Here is a 14,272-nt window from a genome sequence, read left to right as displayed (position 1 = left end):
CATAGGGGTAATTTCACTGACAACAGATAGTTATCCGTCATATGCAATTTAATATCCCTACGTTGCTCACGCTGTTTCGCGTCATCCTGATCCCATTCTTTGTATTGGCTTTTTACCTGCCATTCACCTGGGCTCCTTTTGTTTGTGCGCTGATCTTCTGTATCGCAGCGGTCACAGACTGGTTTGACGGTTTTCTGGCTCGCCGCTGGAACCAAAGCACGCGTTTTGGCGCCTTCCTCGATCCGGTCGCTGATAAAGTGCTGGTAGCTATTGCGATGGTACTGGTGACAGAGCATTACCACAGCTGGTGGGTGACGCTCCCTGCCGCAACAATGATTGCGCGTGAAATCATCATCTCTGCACTACGTGAATGGATGGCCGAACTGGGTAAACGCAGCAGCGTAGCCGTATCCTGGATTGGTAAAGTGAAAACCACTTCGCAAATGGCTGCACTGGCCTGGCTGCTGTGGCGTCCAAATATCTGGGTTGAGTATGCTGGGATCGCACTTTTCTTCGTCGCCGCGATACTGACTTTGTGGTCAATGTTCCAGTATTTGAGCGCTGCACGTGGAGATTTGCTTGATCAGTGATCGTTTCGACGCAAATTTCAGCAAACGATCGTTAGTGGTGAAAAATATCGTTGACTCATTGCGTCAGGTAAGTAGAATGCAACGCATCGAACGGCAGCACTGATTGCCAGACGATAACAAAATCAAGTGATTAACAAAGTTACTTGGTGATGCGGGAATAGCTCAGTTGGTAGAGCACGACCTTGCCAAGGTCGGGGTCGCGAGTTCGAGTCTCGTTTCCCGCTCCAAATTAGAGACATCGGCAATCGCGGATGTCGGCTGTAAAGCCAGAAGATTTCGGCGCGTTAGCAAAGCGGTTATGTAGCGGATTGCAAATCCGTCTAGTCCGGTTCGACTCCGGAACGCGCCTCCAATTTCTTCCCGAGCCCGGATGGTGGAATCGGTAGACACAAGGGATTTAAAATCCCTCGGCGTTCGCGCTGTGTGGGTTCAAGTCCCACTCCGGGTACCATGGGAAAGAACAGAATAATCAAAGCAATAAGCAGTGTCGTGAAACCACCTACGGGTGGTTTTTTTGTGCTTGTTTTTTACAAGCATAGAACTCACTATTGCTCATCAATCTATCGCCGAATAGGCGCGTTAAACATAAAGCCCCCTCGGGCAGGGTTGTTGATAAAACCATCGCGGGCGGGATTATAGTTGTGGTCCTGGAAACCATTCATCAGGATGGGATCGCCAAAGTCATCCTGTATCGCCAGGTGTCTGTGGATTCGGTTTCGTGCCCTGAACGTGAAAACGAAATCATCCGTCCCGCCAATGATGATCACGCCATTACCGGCTCGAAGTGCCGCGCTTAACTCTTGCTCTCTGACGGCCTGGTTTTGTAACGCGCTGGATGTGGCAGAAGATGACGACAGCAGCAGTAATATAAGAACGGTGCATGAAAATACCGATGGCAGTTTCATGATTAATACCTATTAAAAGTATGGCTATTAAAGTATAGCTTTATGTTGTCATCTCAACTAAAAAGAAAACCAATAATTTAAACCTGCTGCCCATACTGAGTCTGAGGGGCCGGAAGAGTAGTGCCGCGCAGTTAAGAACTATAATAAAAACAGTCGGCAGGTGATAACTCCTGTTTGCCAATCGCGCTGGTTCAGGGAGCAGCTATGAACATTTCATCTTCTCCGATAGTCATGTTCGCAGCATTGCTCACCTTTAGTTGTGCAGCATATTCGGTGGAAAAAGGGAATATCTTTTCGCAGAATGCCAGGTCTATGGATCCCATCGCATTTTCTCAACAGTCATTTAATAACCTGACGTCTTATCAGGTCATGATGCGCTCTTCGTCGCCATCCGATGAAAGCAAAATTATTCGCTATAGCTTTCAAAAGCCTGGGTATGTGCGGATGGATTTTACCCAACCGCATTCAGGAGCGGTGCTTATCTTTAATCCTGTCAGCGGTAAAGTGACGTTATGGCCATTTGGTGTGGGTTCTTTGCCCATTTTGCACCTGTCGCCTACTAATTCATTGATCCAGGATGAGCGTGGTCATCGGGTGGATCGCTCTGATATCGGCGTGTTGTTGGGCAATATTCGTCATCTGCAACGCGAAGGGACAATGACCACTGTTGCTAAGGAAAACCTTGCAGGACGGGCGACGACGCACGTATATGTGGTTGGGCCTGGAACAATGGTGGTTGATGGTGTTCACCGCTATGACGTCTGGCTGGATAATTATCACGGACTCCCTGCCAAAGTGATCAGCTATGCGCCAGATGGGCAGCGATTAGAAACCGTGCTTCTGGATGCTATGGTCATTAACATCCGTTTTCCCGCTAATTTCTTCTCACCCTGAAGGAGGCTGTATTATGGCTGACTATCAGTTTTCCACCGTCTGGCGGGTTGAGGCTTCTATTCAGGAGGTATGGGATGTTTTTTCTCATCCCGATCAGTGGCCTGAATGGTGGGAAAGTCTGGAACGCATTGTTGAGATTAAAAAAGGTGATGTACAGGGCATTGGGGCGCTGCATCGTTATACCTGGAAAGGAGCGCTTCCCTATCGCTTAACCTTTGACATCAACGTGTTAAATATTCTGCCTTGCTCGCTGCTTGAGGGACAAGCCAGTGGGGCGGTAGAAGGGCGAGGTGTGTGGTATTTTTCTGCCAGTGGCGCTGAGACCATCGTCAGATATGACTGGAATGTTCGCACCACGATTCGTTGGATGAATTACCTGGCCCCGCTGGCGGCACCCGTTTTTCGCTGGAATCACGATACGGTCATGCGCGAAGGGGCCAGAGGATTAGCCCGCAAACTGGCAACGAATGTACATATATTTTGAGTTCAGTCAGCGTTGAGGATTAATTAGCGTCCTGATATTTAAAATTGCCTCCACTACTGATTAATAACTTAGCGATCTCAGTCAATTTCTTATCATACACGGCGGCATTTTGTAGGCCTGCCTTGCGCAGAAGTTCTAAGTTTTCACGCGATGCGTTATCCAGCGTTGGATCGGCGCCGTATAGTTCAGGCTGAATTCTGTAGTATTTAGAGTTTTTTACCGTTGAGGCAATTTGTTGCAGATAATATGCGGTCATCTGTGGCCCCCCCTCTAGCGCGATATCAATAGCCGGTTTTGCCCAGCCAAAGGGGCCCCAGTCCTTAACTTCGGAATAAGAATACCCCTGCAATTTCTTGCCGGTGCCCAGTGAGACAATAATCATATCCTTAATGCCAGCGACATTACTGAATTTAATCGCTTCGGAATAGGCGCAGAGCGCCGGGTCGTTAGCCACCACACCGCCATCAACCAGGACAAATTTTTCGGGTACCGGGGGTAGTGAATAAATACGCGCTGCCTCGAAATAGGTGGGAGCTGCTGAGGTACCCCGTAAAGCATCCCTGACCAGGAAGTCCCGATTCTTGGCGAGGGCGGAGTGTTGTTTGAAAATGACAGGAAGACGACTGCTCACGTCATAAGAAACAAAGCAGGTTGGTCTTAATAATTCACTGATTTTTGTTTCACCAAATGCTGTTTTTAATACCCTCTCCAGCTCCTTTGCAGAATATTTTTCATCGCTAGCACCACCCAGTGAACTGATTGTTTTCCAGATGCCGACATCAAAAATTTCATCCCCATCCTGAAGGTAGAAATTGACGGCTTCCTGAGCGGAGAACTTGGGCTTTCCTTTCGCATCAGGGCAAACGTAAGCAGAACACAGAATGGCCCCGGTACTGGTACCGGCAACGAGATCGAAGTAATCCGCAATTCTGGCGGCAGGATTTTGTGATATATCCTGCAATTTCTTCTCCAGTGCCACAAGTAGCATACCCGGAAGGATGCCTCTGATCCCGCCACCATCGATAGACAGTATTCTCATTGCCATTTTTATGTCCTCCAAAGATAAGAAACGGGATTTAGGGGTAGGGTTGTTTCCGCTATGGCTGCAGTTAAATATAGACAGGATTTACGCTGAGTTTGTTTCATAAGAAGGGGGCTGGCAGATTGATATCCGCTCACTGCTGTACTTTTTTGCCTGCAAATGGCTTAATAGCGACCTTGTAGTATCTTATTTCATTCACAGTTAACAGGTCTGTTATTGATGAATAACCTCCATCGGCTCACCTTTTTATGTCAGCGTCTGTCTGCTGTGATGATCGTATACGGTTTTTACCTGCTTAGCCGTAGTTCAACTCTTACAACATGGACAGACAGCAATGCAACGTCGACAATTTCTCAAAAATAGCGTTCTCCTTTCGGCCGCCGGTTTAGTCGGTCCTGCGGTTATTAGTCAGACGGTTCGCGCCGCTGAGCCATCCGTTGCACCAGTCGCGCGTCGGCGCTTTGTGTTATCCCAGACCTATAAACTTAACCCTCCTAAGGGCTCGAGCGGTGTAGTAAAACTGTGGATCCCGCTTCCTGTAGATACCGCGTTTCAACAAATGACGGCGCTTGCCTTTAGCGGAAACTATAAGCAAGCGTATGTCACCACTAATAATACTTATGGCGCGAAAACGCTGTTTGCCACCTGGCCTGACTCGCAGGGCGAACTGTTGATTAACGTTGATATCGACATTGAAACCGCCGACTGGGAACCGCTGAAGCAGGACGCGTTGAAAACCTGGCAAGCGCCGGAGCAGATTATTTACCCGCTGGATGTAAAACCGTACCTTTTGTCGACGGCACATACCCCAGTTGATGGGCTGGTTCTGGAAACCGCACGTAAAATCACCGGTAATGAGCAGGATCCGCTGAAAAAAGCACGCCTGATTTACGAGTGGGTGAGTAGCCATATGGAGCGCGATAACGACGTTATCGGCTGCGGCACGGGGGATGTAGCGGAGATCTTAAAAAGCGGTAAGCTCAAAGGAAAATGCACCGACATGAGCTCCGTTTTTGTGGCTCTGGCGCGTGCCAGCGGCATTCCGGCGCGTGAACTGTTTGGTATCCGTCTGGGCAAAGCCAATAAGCTCGATCGTTACTCGAAAAGTGCATTTGGCAAAGCAGACAGCGCAGGCGTTGCTGATGTGAGCGGTGGACAACATTGTCGTGCCGAGTTCTATCTGGCCGGTTACGGTTGGTTACCTTGCGATCCTGCTGATGTGACCAAAATGCGTCTTGCAGAGAAAAAATCGCATCAGGACGCCGATGTCCAGGCGGTAAACACTTACCTGTTTGGCAACTGGGAAATGAACTGGGTTGGATTCAACTACGGGCGTGATTTCGAGCTGTATCCGGCAACGGAGCAGGGAGCCATGAACAACTTTGGCTATCCTTACGCTGAAGTCGATGGCGATCCGATCAATTTCTACGATCCTAAAGCGTTCTCCTACAGCTATGTCGCCACAGAACAACGCTAAAGGGGCGGGACTCACCCTGTTGACGGCTGCGGTAGCTGCCGTCACCGCGGGCTTATGCTGCGTTGGACCGCTGCTCTACCTGCTGTTTGGTATTTCGGCGGCGAGCTTTGCTGTTTTCACCCAGTTTGAGTTTTTGCGAATTCCCTTGATGCTGGTGTCATTGGGCTTATTACTGCATGTTTTCTGGCGGCTCTATTTCTCCAGGCGGCTGTGGTGCTCCGGGTGGCTAACTCTGAAGCAAGCGCGCGTTCTCTACTGGTGCGCACTGGCATTGATTTTGCCAGTGTTATTTTACCCAACGCTTGTTGCCTGGTTTTATGAGGTATTTGAATGAAAATCTTCACATTAGTTGCATGCTTGTTGCTGCCGCTGTGGGCTCAGGCGACCAATCAAAAAGTGGTGCTGGATATACAAAATATGACCTGCTCGCTATGCGTTATTTCGGTCAATCAGGCGCTACGTGAAACCGACGGCGTGATTAAAGCAAAGTCCTCCCTAAAAACCCGACAAGCAGAAGCGATTGTGCCAGAAGGTTTCCCAACCGATACTTTACTTAACGCGGTAGCGAAAACGGGCTATACCGCAACGCTCAACCGCATTGAACAACAGTAAATCACCTGCGGGTGGTTTTATTGTGTTTTCCCGGTATGATGCCCGGCGGCTTCGTGTTCTCTTTTGTGCGTTAACTTCCGGAATTCCCCTCGTTTCCTGTTAACCTGAACAGGCGGCAACTGTATGCCGCATATGCCCATTTGTATCTGTTATCCCTCCAGCCATGTAGGATGATCACAGGCAAGATTTTTTGACTAAGGAAAAGCGTTATGAAAACGGGACCATTAAACGAGAGCGAACTGGAATGGCTGGATGATGTACTGACTAAGTACAATACAGACAAGGCTATTCTGGATGTGTCAGAACTGGATGGTTTGCTGACGGCGGTGCTGAGTTCACCGTATGAAATTGAACCAGAGCAGTGGCTGGTCGCTATTTGGGGGGGCGCGCAGTATGTCCCTCGCTGGTCCTCCGAAAAAGAAATGACGCGTTTCATGAACCTGGCGTTTCAACATATGGCGGATACGGCCGATCGTCTGGATGAATATCCTGAGCAGTTTGAGCCGTTGTTTGGTTTGCGTGAAATTGACGAGCATGAACTGACCATCGTTGAAGAGTGGTGCTTTGGTTATATGCGCGGCGTTGCACTGTCAGACTGGTCCGCGTTACCGGACACGTTAAAACCAGCACTTGAGGCTATTGCGCTGCACGGTACGGAAGATAACTTTGCGGTGGTTGAGAAATTGACACCTGAAGCGTTTGAAGAGAGCGTCGATGCCATCCGCCTGGCTGCGCTGGACCTGCATGCTTACTGGATGGCGCATCCTCAGGAAACGCCGGTCAAAGTACCGGTGAAAGTGGATGCCAAAGTAGGGCGCAATGACCCTTGCCCCTGTGGCAGCGGCAAGAAATATAAGCAGTGCTGTTTGCATTAACAGAAAGGGGCGAAAGCCCCTTTGTTTTAACCCACTTCTGGTAGTAATCCTGCTGCAATAGAAAACTGTACTGCTATCACCACAATGCCGCACAAAAATACCAGTGCCAGCGCCGGAGCACCGCCGGCTACGCGGTAGTTGGCCTGCGGATTATGTTTTCTGCTCTGCCAGGCCAGCATCGAGGGAATGAGCAGCGCCAGCACCGCCAGGGCAACGCCCGCATACCCTAATGCCATGACAAAACCACGCGGATAGAACAGCGCGAATGCCAGCGGCGGCAGGAAGGTCACCACGCCGGTTTGCATTCTTCCCGCTACGGTATTGCGGCGCTGGAAGAGGTCGGCCAGGTAGTCAAATAATCCCAATGCAACGCCGAGGAAAGAGGTTGCCAGCGCGAGGTCGGCAAACAGATGTACCGCCAGTTCGACGTGCGGCGAAGCCACGACTTCACGCAATGCCTGCAATAAGCCGTTTAAGCCTGCGTGGTTGGCTAAAAGCCCCATGAACGTTGTCGAGTTAATGCTGCCAAGCGTCGCCAGTTGCCAGAAGATATAGGCGACCAGTGGAATAGCGCTACCCGTAATAAACACCCAACGCAGTTTACGGATGTTACCGTTCATATAGCTGACGATACTGGGGACACTGCCGTGAAAACCGAACGAGGTGAAGATGACCGGGATTGCGGAGAGCGCCAGCCCCTGTTGCAGCGGCAGCGTAAGCAGGTTCACTTTATGGATATGCGGCATTAACAGAGCCAGCATCGCCACCAGGAAGATTATCTTGGCGCTGAATAGCAGACGGTTGAACAGATCGACCAGCGAGGTCCCAACACAAACCACGCCACCGGCAACAAAGGTGAACAGCAGTACGCCTGTTGTCGGAGATATATTTGCTCCGGTCCAGTCGCTGATGCTGGAGGCCAGCAGTTCACCTGCACCACTGATGTACGCCGCCGTCAGGGCATACATTAAAAACATCATGCTAAAGCCCGTTACCCATTGTCCGTAACGACCAAGATACCGTTTTGCCAGCGTACCCAGCCCGGTGTCTGCCGGGACATGTTGATATACTTCAAGCAGCAGCAGCGCGGTGTAGCACATCAACGCCCAAAGACTGGCTAACAATACCAACGTGACGCTAAACCCCACGCCTGCCGCAGCCAACGGCATTGCCAACATACCGGCACCAATCGTGGTTCCCGCCACGATAAAAATACTACCCAGGGTTCTGTTTTTCACGCTTTCCTCTGTCCCAGAGATAATCAACGGTTATATCTGCGGCGCAGGTTAAGGCAAAACGCTATGCTCGTCAAATCGTCGTTACAATGGTTGTACATTAATGTTTACGATATTTTTGACCATTAAGATGTATAACAAATGACATTTATCTGCGGATAAACCTGCGTTAGCGCAAAGCAGCGCCGTGCGGTTCACATTAGGCTACGGTCTTTATTGAGGAGGTAGTATGGAATCTATTCACGGTCACGAAGTGCTCAACATGATGATTGAATCTGGCGAGCAGTATTCAAATGCCAGCCTTGAAGCGGCAATTACGGCACGTTTCGGCGAGCAGGCACGTTTCCACACTTGTTCTGCGGCAGATATGACGGCAGGCGAGCTGGTAGCGTTTTTAGCGGCGAAGGGAAAGTTTATTGCAAAAGAAGACGGCTTCTCTACGCACGAAAGCAAGATCTGCCGTCACTGATTTTAATGGGTAATGATGGCGGGTTGCCTTCATTACCCCAAAATATTAATTCTGCGTATCAAGCGTAGCCAGTTCTTTATCGATGAAATAAAGACCTTCGCCGCTTTTCCCTGCCAGCGACAGCTTATCAATAACAGATTTAAATAATTTCTCTTCTTCATGCTGCTCGGCAACATACCATTGCAGGAAATTAAAGGTTGGATAATCCTGGTGGGTCATTGCCGCGTGTGCCAGCTCATTAATTTTCTGGGTGATCAGCTGCTCGTGTTCGTAAGTGACACGGAACAGTTCATCCAGAGACGCATATTCAGCAAAAGGGGAAGAAACGGTATTAATACGCGGCAAGCTGCCGGTATCGGTCAGGTAATCGAACAGACGCTGCATGTGCGTCATCTCTTCCTGAGCGTGACGGCGCAAAAACGCGGCGGCACCTTCGAAGCTGTGATAGCTGCACCACGCGCTCATCTGTTGGTAGAGCAGAGATGAATATAATTCAAGATTCATTTGCTCATTCAGTTGGTCGATCATTTCTGTTTTCAGCATGGTTCTGCTCCACAAACATTATTATATATTGACGTGGCGTCACTATAATTTGTTATTTAATTATTTGCAAAAGGTAAAATAATAAATTTATTTATTAAAAATGCGAATGGGAATAAAACGCATTAACGATATTAAGCGGGGGATATAAATAATAAAGTGGTTAAAGACCAGCAAAAATGTGCTGGTCGGAAATATTAATAATTGAATGAGGGGGATTGCGATACCGCGACACCATGACACTGCCAGGCGAGTGTAATTTTGGTATTTAAGCACAGAGAGCCTGCATATACGCTGCAGGTTGACACCGGCTGACCAAACGCTTCAGCGCTGGCATAGCCCAGGCGCTGACACTCTTTGGTGGCTGTCCCTTGGGTAACGTAGTCATCGGTACGTGCTGTTTGTAACATGGCCTGATTATAAGTCAGGCGAACCACACCAGTGATGGCGCTGGCTTCGCTGACCTGCGCCTGTTTTGTAATTGTGCATCCTGTCAGCACGAGCGGCAAAAGCGCTAGGATAAAGGTCTTCATGAGATCGCTCTGAAAGTTCGAAGATACACTATCATGGCATACAGAGGCCCTCATCAATGGCTTGAATAGCCCGAAGATCACCTGTGATTAATCACAACGAGGTCATTCGTTTGAGGCAATTCTGAACTTTTCAGACAAGAATGTGAGCGCAACTTTGTTTTTTAAAACTAAATTTCATTAAATTTGAAAGTGTGATTGAAAAATAGTAATGTGGCTGAATGTTATGACTTTCAGCGGGCTACCGCAGTGCATTCAGGAGAGTACAGAATGAAAATTGCATTGATGATGGAAAACAGCCAGGCAAGCAAAAACGCCATCATCCATAACGAGCTTAAAGCCGTTGCGGATGAAAAAGGTTTTCCGGTCTATAACGTTGGGATGAGCGATGAAAATGATCATCATCTGACCTATATCCATTTAGGAATTATGGCCAGCATCCTGCTTAATTCCAAAGCGGTTGATTTCGTGGTCACCGGTTGCGGCACGGGCCAGGGGGCAATGATGTCACTGAATATCCATCCGGGTGTGGTGTGTGGTTATTGCCTCGATCCTGCAGATGCGTTCTTGTTCTCTCAGATCAACAACGGCAACGCACTTTCTCTGGCATTCGCCAAAGGTTTTGGCTGGGGTGCTGAGCTGAATGTGCGCTATATGTTTGAAAAAGCGTTCACCGGGCGTAACGGGGAAGGCTACCCACCGGAGCGTAAAGAGCCGCAGGTACGTAACGCCGGTATTCTGAATCAGGTGAAAGCGGCTGTGGTAAAAGAAAATTATCTGGACACGCTGCGCGCTATCGATCCTGAACTGGTGAAAACCGCTGTATCAGGCCCGCGCTTCCAGCAGTGCTTCTTTGAAAACTGCCAGGACAAAGCAATCGAAGCGTTTGTACGCGAGGTAATTGGCTAAATCCTGTTGGCCCGGCAGCGTTCACCCTCCGGGCTACCTGTTCTTGTTCGATACTGCACTTCCTGCATCACGGGTGAGCCGCAGCGTATCCACCATACCTACCAGGCAAATAATGGCAATAGCGACAAAGGCCAGCCGGAAACTGATCCCTGGAATATTGCCCAATGCCAGCCTTTCACTGACCACATCGCCAATGCGGATCCCAATAGCGGCTAAAGAAATGCCCAATCCTACCGCTAATTGTGTCGCTGTACTGAACAGCGTATTAGCGTAGCTCATTTGTGCCGCGGGGACGTCCGCGAAGGCAAGCGTGCTCACGCCGGTAAACTGAATTGAGCGGAACACACCGCCCAGATACAACACCAGCAAAATAACCCACACGGGGGTCTGCGGCGTAATTAATGCACAGGCCAGCAGCGCCAGAACGTTAAGCGCACCGTTAATCAACAGCAGTTTCTTAAAGCCCAGCCAACGTATCAACGGTGTGGTGGCCGGTTTAATCGTCAGATTGCCCACAAATACCGCCAGCACCAGCGAACCCGCGTGGAAAGCGTTCATGCCAAAACCTACCTGAAACATTAACGGCAGCAGAAACGGCACGGCGCTGATAGAGGCACGAAACAGCGATCCGCCATACATGGTGACGCGAAAAGTAGGGACGTTCATGGCATCAAGGCGAATCATTGGCCATGCGGCGCGACGAAAATGATGCAGGGCAAACAGAAATGTCACTGTTCCTAGCGCCAAAAGTCCGGCGGTCAGCCAGCCCTGAGGCTGTTGGGTTCCCAGTAACTCCATGGCATACACCAGGCTTACCATCGCTACAGAGGTTGCGATAAATCCCGTTATATCAAATGGGCGGCGCTCGTCGTCATGAATATCCGGGATAAAACGTAGCGCCAGCGCAATCGCCAGTATCCCGAGCGGTACATTGATGAAGAAGATCCAACGCCAGTTGGCATAGCTGGTAATGAATCCGCCAAGGGGAGGGCCAATGATGGGGGCGACTAACGCGGGCCAGGTCAGGGTCGCAATAGCGGTGATCAACTGATGTTTAGGCGTGGTACGCAATACCGCAAGTCGGCCAACCGGAACCATTAGCGCGCCACCTACACCCTGTAAGATTCGCATGGCGACAAAGCTCTCAAGGCTTTCGGACAAACCGCATAAAACCGAGGCGAGAGTAAATATCGCCAGCGCCAGGGTAAACACCTTTCGGGCGCCGAAGCGATCCGCAATCCAGCCGCTGGCGGGAATCAGCACCGCGAGGGTGATCAGATAGGCGCTGATACCTATGTTCAGGTCTACCGCTTGCACGGCAAAACTCTTCGCCATGTCGGGCAGTGCGGTGGCAATCACCGTGCCGTCAATAAACTCCATAAAGAAAGCCCCGGCAACAAGTAATGCAGCCGGGGATAGACCGCGTTTGTTCTCAACCGCTATATGTTCACTCATGTTGTGCTTGCCATCTCAAAAGAAACTGACTGGATCTATTTTTATTTTCCAGCGCATTCGTAATGCATGCGCGGCTATCGTTTCGTTCGTTGAATAGGTACTATGACGACCTTTCTATAAGGAGCTCACTATGTCCCAAACACTGAATGCCGATCAGGAACTGCTCTCGGACGTTGTTGCCTGTCAGCTGGTTATCAAGCAGATTATGGATGTTCTTGATGTTATTGCCCCAGTAGAAGTGCGGGAGAAAATGTCCAGCCAACTGAAAAGCATCGATTTCTCCAGCCATCCTGCGGGCGCCGATCCGGTTACTATGCGCGCAATACAAAAAGCAGTTGCCTTGATCGAGTTGAAATTCACGCCGCAGAATGAATCTCACTAAAATAAACCGTTGTTTCAGGTTTTAGAAAGGTTTTTTTGCGCCTCGCAGAATGAGAGGCGTGAGCGTAGAGAAAATTAAGCACCAGCCGGATAAGGTGCGTCGCATCGTTATCCGGCATTAACACGATGAAAATTGAAGATTAGTGATGTTGATAATTCACGACGTTCAGCAGATGCTTATCGGTTTGCGCCATGCACAGTCCCGCACGTTTAGCGCTGCGGACTTCATCAAGAATCGTTTGTAACAGCACGCCATCCTGCTGCTGCTCTTTTTCCAGATCGTGAAGAAAATCAATGGTTGTTGCATCATTCAAGGCTTCTGCTTCATTGGTCAAGCGTGATAGCTTGCTGTAACGCTGTTGGTATTCATCCAGCGTTTTCTGAAACAGTTCTTCAAGAGAAGTTAGTTCATCACCCGGAACATCAATAGCCTTGACGATGGGGTTAGCCCCGGCACTTTTCATAAAATTGAACATACGCATCATTTGAGTCACGTTACCTTGTGCCTGAGTGCGTAGAAAGGTTGCGGTGCCAGTCAGGCTGTGTTCGTAACACCATTCACTGAGATGCAGGTAAAGATTCGATGCGTAGAACTCGAGGTTCATTTGTGTGTTGAGTTTATGAACAATTCCAACTGCAGCCATATCAATATCCTTATTTCCAGAAAGGGGGATGTACGTTACTTACGTCAGTGCAACGGGCTGCCGCTACACATCACCTCTACGTACAATTAAAACTGTTAGCAGAATAAATCCGTTCCGCCGGTCCTTTAGTGATCACGAATTATATTCGCTCCCGATCGAGATTCAGCATAACTCCTGTTCCGACTTAAGAAAATCCTTAAATCTGCGTATTTATGATTTTTTACATATTGTCATAGCAATATTAGTGATTTTTCTGCTTGTGTATATAAGTGGTGTGAATATAAGAGATTGATATTTATGGGATTAAATCCAAGTATTAATATTGAAATGATGTTTCATATCACGAAATGGAATTTCACAATCAGGTATTGTCTCTCACCGGATGATTATCCGGCCTTGGGATGGAGAAATTTCATTATCGGGACGTGTCAGTGAACGTTATCTGCTGGCTAATTTTTTGCGCCAGATCAGTTTTGTGGAAATTAATAAAGTTAAGCGCCTGAATGATTCGGCATTTATGGTTTGGTGTATTTGGAAAAATCGAGGAGTGTGTATGAAAAAGGTTGCCGTGCTACTGGCACCTGGTTTTGAAGAGGCGGAAGCCATTGTTACCATTGATATTCTGCGCCGCCTGCAGATCGAAGTTGAAACACTGGCCTGCGCCGAGTCCCGTGCGGTGGTGAGCTATCATGACGTGCCGATGGTGACGGACAGCACGCTGGCTGCGCGTCAGACGGATCTTTACGATGCCGTTGTGTTACCGGGCGGGCCGCAGGGCAGCGTTAATCTTGCCGCCAGTAAGGCTGTCATCCAGTTTATCGCTCGCCATGACGAGGCAGGAAAACTCATTTGCCCGGTGTGTTCCGCGGCTGCGCGCGTGCTGGGTGGCAACGGCCTGCTGAAGGGGCGTCGCTACGTGTGTTCGGGGGATCTGTGGCAAAACGTAACGGATGGGGAATATATCGATGCGCCGATTGTGGAAGATGGCAACCTGATTAGCGGTAAAGGGTTAGGGCATATTTTCGATTTTGCATTGACGCTTGCGGCGCGTCTATTGGGAGATGATATTCCGGTTCGCGATCACGCTGATCACATTTATTACCGATGGTAAGCATTTTCCCGAATACTCCGGTATTCGGGAACAAGGATTCGTTGGCTGATGTTATGGACTAATCTGCTATTCCTCTTTTTTCCCGTCGACAAAACCGCGTTTTTTTATGTCATTTCCCG

Annotated in this window: 18 protein-coding genes and 3 tRNA genes; 14 read left to right on the top strand and 7 right to left on the bottom strand. The window is 49.2% G+C overall.

The window, feature by feature from the left end; genetic code table 11:
- The first annotated feature begins 41 nt into the window (after positions 1–41).
- The 4 genes from pgsA (at position 42) to WC1_RS10190 (ending at position 1,041) form a co-directional block, all read left to right on the top strand.
- Complete coding sequence (gene pgsA, locus WC1_RS10175; protein ID WP_003030490.1) at positions 42–590, top strand: CDP-diacylglycerol--glycerol-3-phosphate 3-phosphatidyltransferase; 549 nt, start codon at positions 42–44, stop codon at positions 588–590.
- Positions 591–741: 151 nt separating this feature from the next.
- Positions 742–817 (top strand) — tRNA-Gly (locus WC1_RS10180).
- A 51-nt stretch (positions 818–868) separates the two neighbouring features.
- Positions 869–942, top strand: a tRNA-Cys gene (locus WC1_RS10185).
- Between the two features lie 12 nt (positions 943–954).
- A tRNA-Leu gene (locus WC1_RS10190) sits at positions 955–1,041 on the top strand.
- Positions 1,042–1,150: 109 nt separating this feature from the next.
- Here WC1_RS10190 and WC1_RS10195 read toward each other — a convergent pair.
- A complete protein-coding gene (locus WC1_RS10195; RefSeq protein WP_016150545.1) occupies positions 1,151–1,495 on the bottom strand; it encodes a hypothetical protein in 345 nt (114 codons plus the stop codon).
- A 204-nt stretch (positions 1,496–1,699) separates the two neighbouring features.
- Here WC1_RS10195 and WC1_RS10200 point away from each other — a divergent pair, with 204 nt between their 5' ends.
- Together WC1_RS10200 and WC1_RS10205 are read left to right on the top strand one after the other, a co-directional pair.
- The gene (locus WC1_RS10200; RefSeq protein ID WP_016150544.1) at positions 1,700–2,389 is read left to right on the top strand and encodes a LolA family protein; all 690 of its coding nucleotides are present in this window, start codon (positions 1,700–1,702) and stop codon (positions 2,387–2,389) included.
- A gap of 13 nt (positions 2,390–2,402) precedes the next feature.
- Positions 2,403–2,873: an SRPBCC family protein gene (locus WC1_RS10205; protein ID WP_003839113.1), complete on the top strand. Its 471-nt coding sequence runs from the start codon at positions 2,403–2,405 to the stop codon at positions 2,871–2,873.
- A 19-nt stretch (positions 2,874–2,892) separates the two neighbouring features.
- Here WC1_RS10205 and WC1_RS10210 read toward each other — a convergent pair whose 3' ends face one another.
- Positions 2,893–3,918 carry a patatin-like phospholipase family protein gene (locus WC1_RS10210; RefSeq protein ID WP_016150543.1) on the bottom strand — a complete coding sequence of 342 codons (1,026 nt, stop codon included), beginning with the start codon at positions 3,916–3,918 and terminating at the stop codon, positions 2,893–2,895.
- 331 nt (positions 3,919–4,249) lie between these two features.
- On the opposite strand from WC1_RS10210, the gene WC1_RS10215 reads away from it, so the two are divergent.
- From WC1_RS10215 to WC1_RS10230, 4 genes are all read left to right on the top strand, one after another.
- Complete coding sequence (locus tag WC1_RS10215) at positions 4,250–5,392, top strand: transglutaminase-like domain-containing protein (RefSeq protein ID WP_016150542.1); 1,143 nt, start codon at positions 4,250–4,252, stop codon at positions 5,390–5,392.
- Positions 5,370–5,726, top strand: a complete 357-nt coding sequence (locus WC1_RS10220) for a mercuric transporter MerT family protein (RefSeq protein ID WP_016150541.1) — start codon at positions 5,370–5,372, stop codon at positions 5,724–5,726. Before WC1_RS10215 ends, WC1_RS10220 begins: the two co-directional genes overlap by 23 nt.
- Positions 5,723–6,004 carry a heavy-metal-associated domain-containing protein gene (locus WC1_RS10225; RefSeq protein WP_003839119.1) on the top strand — a complete coding sequence of 94 codons (282 nt, stop codon included), beginning with the start codon at positions 5,723–5,725 and terminating at the stop codon, positions 6,002–6,004. The genes WC1_RS10220 and WC1_RS10225 overlap by 4 nt, the downstream gene beginning before the upstream one ends.
- A gap of 209 nt (positions 6,005–6,213) precedes the next feature.
- On the top strand, positions 6,214–6,879 hold the full coding sequence (locus WC1_RS10230) for a YecA/YgfB family protein (RefSeq protein ID WP_016150540.1): 666 nt from the start codon (positions 6,214–6,216) through the stop codon (positions 6,877–6,879).
- 26 nt (positions 6,880–6,905) lie between these two features.
- Here the strand turns inward: WC1_RS10230 and tyrP are convergent, their stop codons facing one another.
- On the bottom strand, positions 6,906–8,117 hold the full coding sequence (tyrP, locus tag WC1_RS10235; protein WP_016150539.1) for a tyrosine transporter TyrP: 1,212 nt from the start codon (positions 8,115–8,117) through the stop codon (positions 6,906–6,908).
- A gap of 226 nt (positions 8,118–8,343) precedes the next feature.
- On the opposite strand from tyrP, the gene WC1_RS10240 reads away from it, so the two are divergent.
- Complete coding sequence (locus WC1_RS10240) at positions 8,344–8,583, top strand: YecH family metal-binding protein (RefSeq protein WP_003034586.1); 240 nt, start codon at positions 8,344–8,346, stop codon at positions 8,581–8,583.
- Positions 8,584–8,628: 45 nt separating this feature from the next.
- Here the strand turns inward: WC1_RS10240 and ftnA are convergent, their stop codons facing one another.
- Both ftnA and yecR read right to left on the bottom strand, forming a co-directional pair.
- Positions 8,629–9,126 carry a non-heme ferritin gene (ftnA, locus tag WC1_RS10245; RefSeq protein ID WP_003034588.1) on the bottom strand — a complete coding sequence of 166 codons (498 nt, stop codon included), beginning with the start codon at positions 9,124–9,126 and terminating at the stop codon, positions 8,629–8,631.
- Between the two features lie 194 nt (positions 9,127–9,320).
- Positions 9,321–9,656, bottom strand: coding sequence for a YecR family lipoprotein (gene yecR, locus WC1_RS10250; RefSeq protein WP_003034590.1), 336 nt, complete (start codon positions 9,654–9,656; stop codon positions 9,321–9,323).
- Between the two features lie 267 nt (positions 9,657–9,923).
- Here yecR and WC1_RS10255 point away from each other — a divergent pair, with 267 nt between their 5' ends.
- On the top strand, positions 9,924–10,562 hold the full coding sequence (locus WC1_RS10255) for an RpiB/LacA/LacB family sugar-phosphate isomerase (protein ID WP_003034591.1): 639 nt from the start codon (positions 9,924–9,926) through the stop codon (positions 10,560–10,562).
- 33 nt (positions 10,563–10,595) lie between these two features.
- On the opposite strand, the gene WC1_RS10260 is transcribed toward WC1_RS10255, so the two are convergent.
- Positions 10,596–12,017 carry an MFS transporter gene (locus WC1_RS10260; RefSeq protein ID WP_016150538.1) on the bottom strand — a complete coding sequence of 474 codons (1,422 nt, stop codon included), beginning with the start codon at positions 12,015–12,017 and terminating at the stop codon, positions 10,596–10,598.
- A 130-nt stretch (positions 12,018–12,147) separates the two neighbouring features.
- On the opposite strand from WC1_RS10260, the gene WC1_RS10265 reads away from it, so the two are divergent.
- Complete coding sequence (locus WC1_RS10265; protein WP_016150537.1) at positions 12,148–12,399, top strand: DUF2766 family protein; 252 nt, start codon at positions 12,148–12,150, stop codon at positions 12,397–12,399.
- 139 nt (positions 12,400–12,538) lie between these two features.
- Here WC1_RS10265 and WC1_RS10270 read toward each other — a convergent pair whose 3' ends face one another.
- On the bottom strand, positions 12,539–13,042 hold the full coding sequence (locus WC1_RS10270; protein ID WP_003034597.1) for a non-heme ferritin-like protein: 504 nt from the start codon (positions 13,040–13,042) through the stop codon (positions 12,539–12,541).
- Between the two features lie 553 nt (positions 13,043–13,595).
- Here WC1_RS10270 and WC1_RS10275 point away from each other — a divergent pair.
- Positions 13,596–14,153: a DJ-1/PfpI family protein gene (locus tag WC1_RS10275; protein ID WP_003034599.1), complete on the top strand. Its 558-nt coding sequence runs from the start codon at positions 13,596–13,598 to the stop codon at positions 14,151–14,153.
- Positions 14,154–14,272: the final 119 nt, after the last annotated feature.

It is taken from the genome of Citrobacter sp. KTE30 (assembly GCF_000398825.1).
Classification (GTDB): domain Bacteria; phylum Pseudomonadota; class Gammaproteobacteria; order Enterobacterales; family Enterobacteriaceae; genus Citrobacter; species Citrobacter freundii.
Note: the sequence above shows the minus strand (reverse complement) of the source record. Positions and strands in the feature narration are given on the sequence as shown.

Bases quoted from the DNA above. Each gene is read 5' to 3' on its own strand.
- WC1_RS10200 (WP_016150544.1), top strand. From the start codon at position 1,700: ATGAACATTTCATCTTCTCCGATAGTCATGTTCGCAGCATTGCTCACC.
- yecR (WP_003034590.1), bottom strand. From the start codon at position 9,656: ATGAAGACCTTTATCCTAGCGCTTTTGCCGCTCGTGCTGACAGGATGC.
- WC1_RS10205 (WP_003839113.1), top strand. From the start codon at position 2,403: ATGGCTGACTATCAGTTTTCCACCGTCTGGCGGGTTGAGGCTTCTATT.
- WC1_RS10230 (WP_016150540.1), top strand. From the start codon at position 6,214: ATGAAAACGGGACCATTAAACGAGAGCGAACTGGAATGGCTGGATGAT.
- WC1_RS10270 (WP_003034597.1), bottom strand. From the start codon at position 13,042: ATGGCTGCAGTTGGAATTGTTCATAAACTCAACACACAAATGAACCTC.
- pgsA (WP_003030490.1), top strand. From the start codon at position 42: ATGCAATTTAATATCCCTACGTTGCTCACGCTGTTTCGCGTCATCCTG.
- WC1_RS10260 (WP_016150538.1), bottom strand. From the start codon at position 12,017: ATGAGTGAACATATAGCGGTTGAGAACAAACGCGGTCTATCCCCGGCT.
- WC1_RS10210 (WP_016150543.1), bottom strand. From the start codon at position 3,918: ATGGCAATGAGAATACTGTCTATCGATGGTGGCGGGATCAGAGGCATC.
- ftnA (WP_003034588.1), bottom strand. From the start codon at position 9,126: ATGCTGAAAACAGAAATGATCGACCAACTGAATGAGCAAATGAATCTT.
- WC1_RS10275 (WP_003034599.1), top strand. From the start codon at position 13,596: ATGAAAAAGGTTGCCGTGCTACTGGCACCTGGTTTTGAAGAGGCGGAA.
- WC1_RS10215 (WP_016150542.1), top strand. From the start codon at position 4,250: ATGCAACGTCGACAATTTCTCAAAAATAGCGTTCTCCTTTCGGCCGCC.
- WC1_RS10225 (WP_003839119.1), top strand. From the start codon at position 5,723: ATGAAAATCTTCACATTAGTTGCATGCTTGTTGCTGCCGCTGTGGGCT.
- WC1_RS10255 (WP_003034591.1), top strand. From the start codon at position 9,924: ATGAAAATTGCATTGATGATGGAAAACAGCCAGGCAAGCAAAAACGCC.
- WC1_RS10195 (WP_016150545.1), bottom strand. From the start codon at position 1,495: ATGAAACTGCCATCGGTATTTTCATGCACCGTTCTTATATTACTGCTG.
- WC1_RS10240 (WP_003034586.1), top strand. From the start codon at position 8,344: ATGGAATCTATTCACGGTCACGAAGTGCTCAACATGATGATTGAATCT.
- WC1_RS10220 (WP_016150541.1), top strand. From the start codon at position 5,370: ATGTCGCCACAGAACAACGCTAAAGGGGCGGGACTCACCCTGTTGACG.
- WC1_RS10265 (WP_016150537.1), top strand. From the start codon at position 12,148: ATGTCCCAAACACTGAATGCCGATCAGGAACTGCTCTCGGACGTTGTT.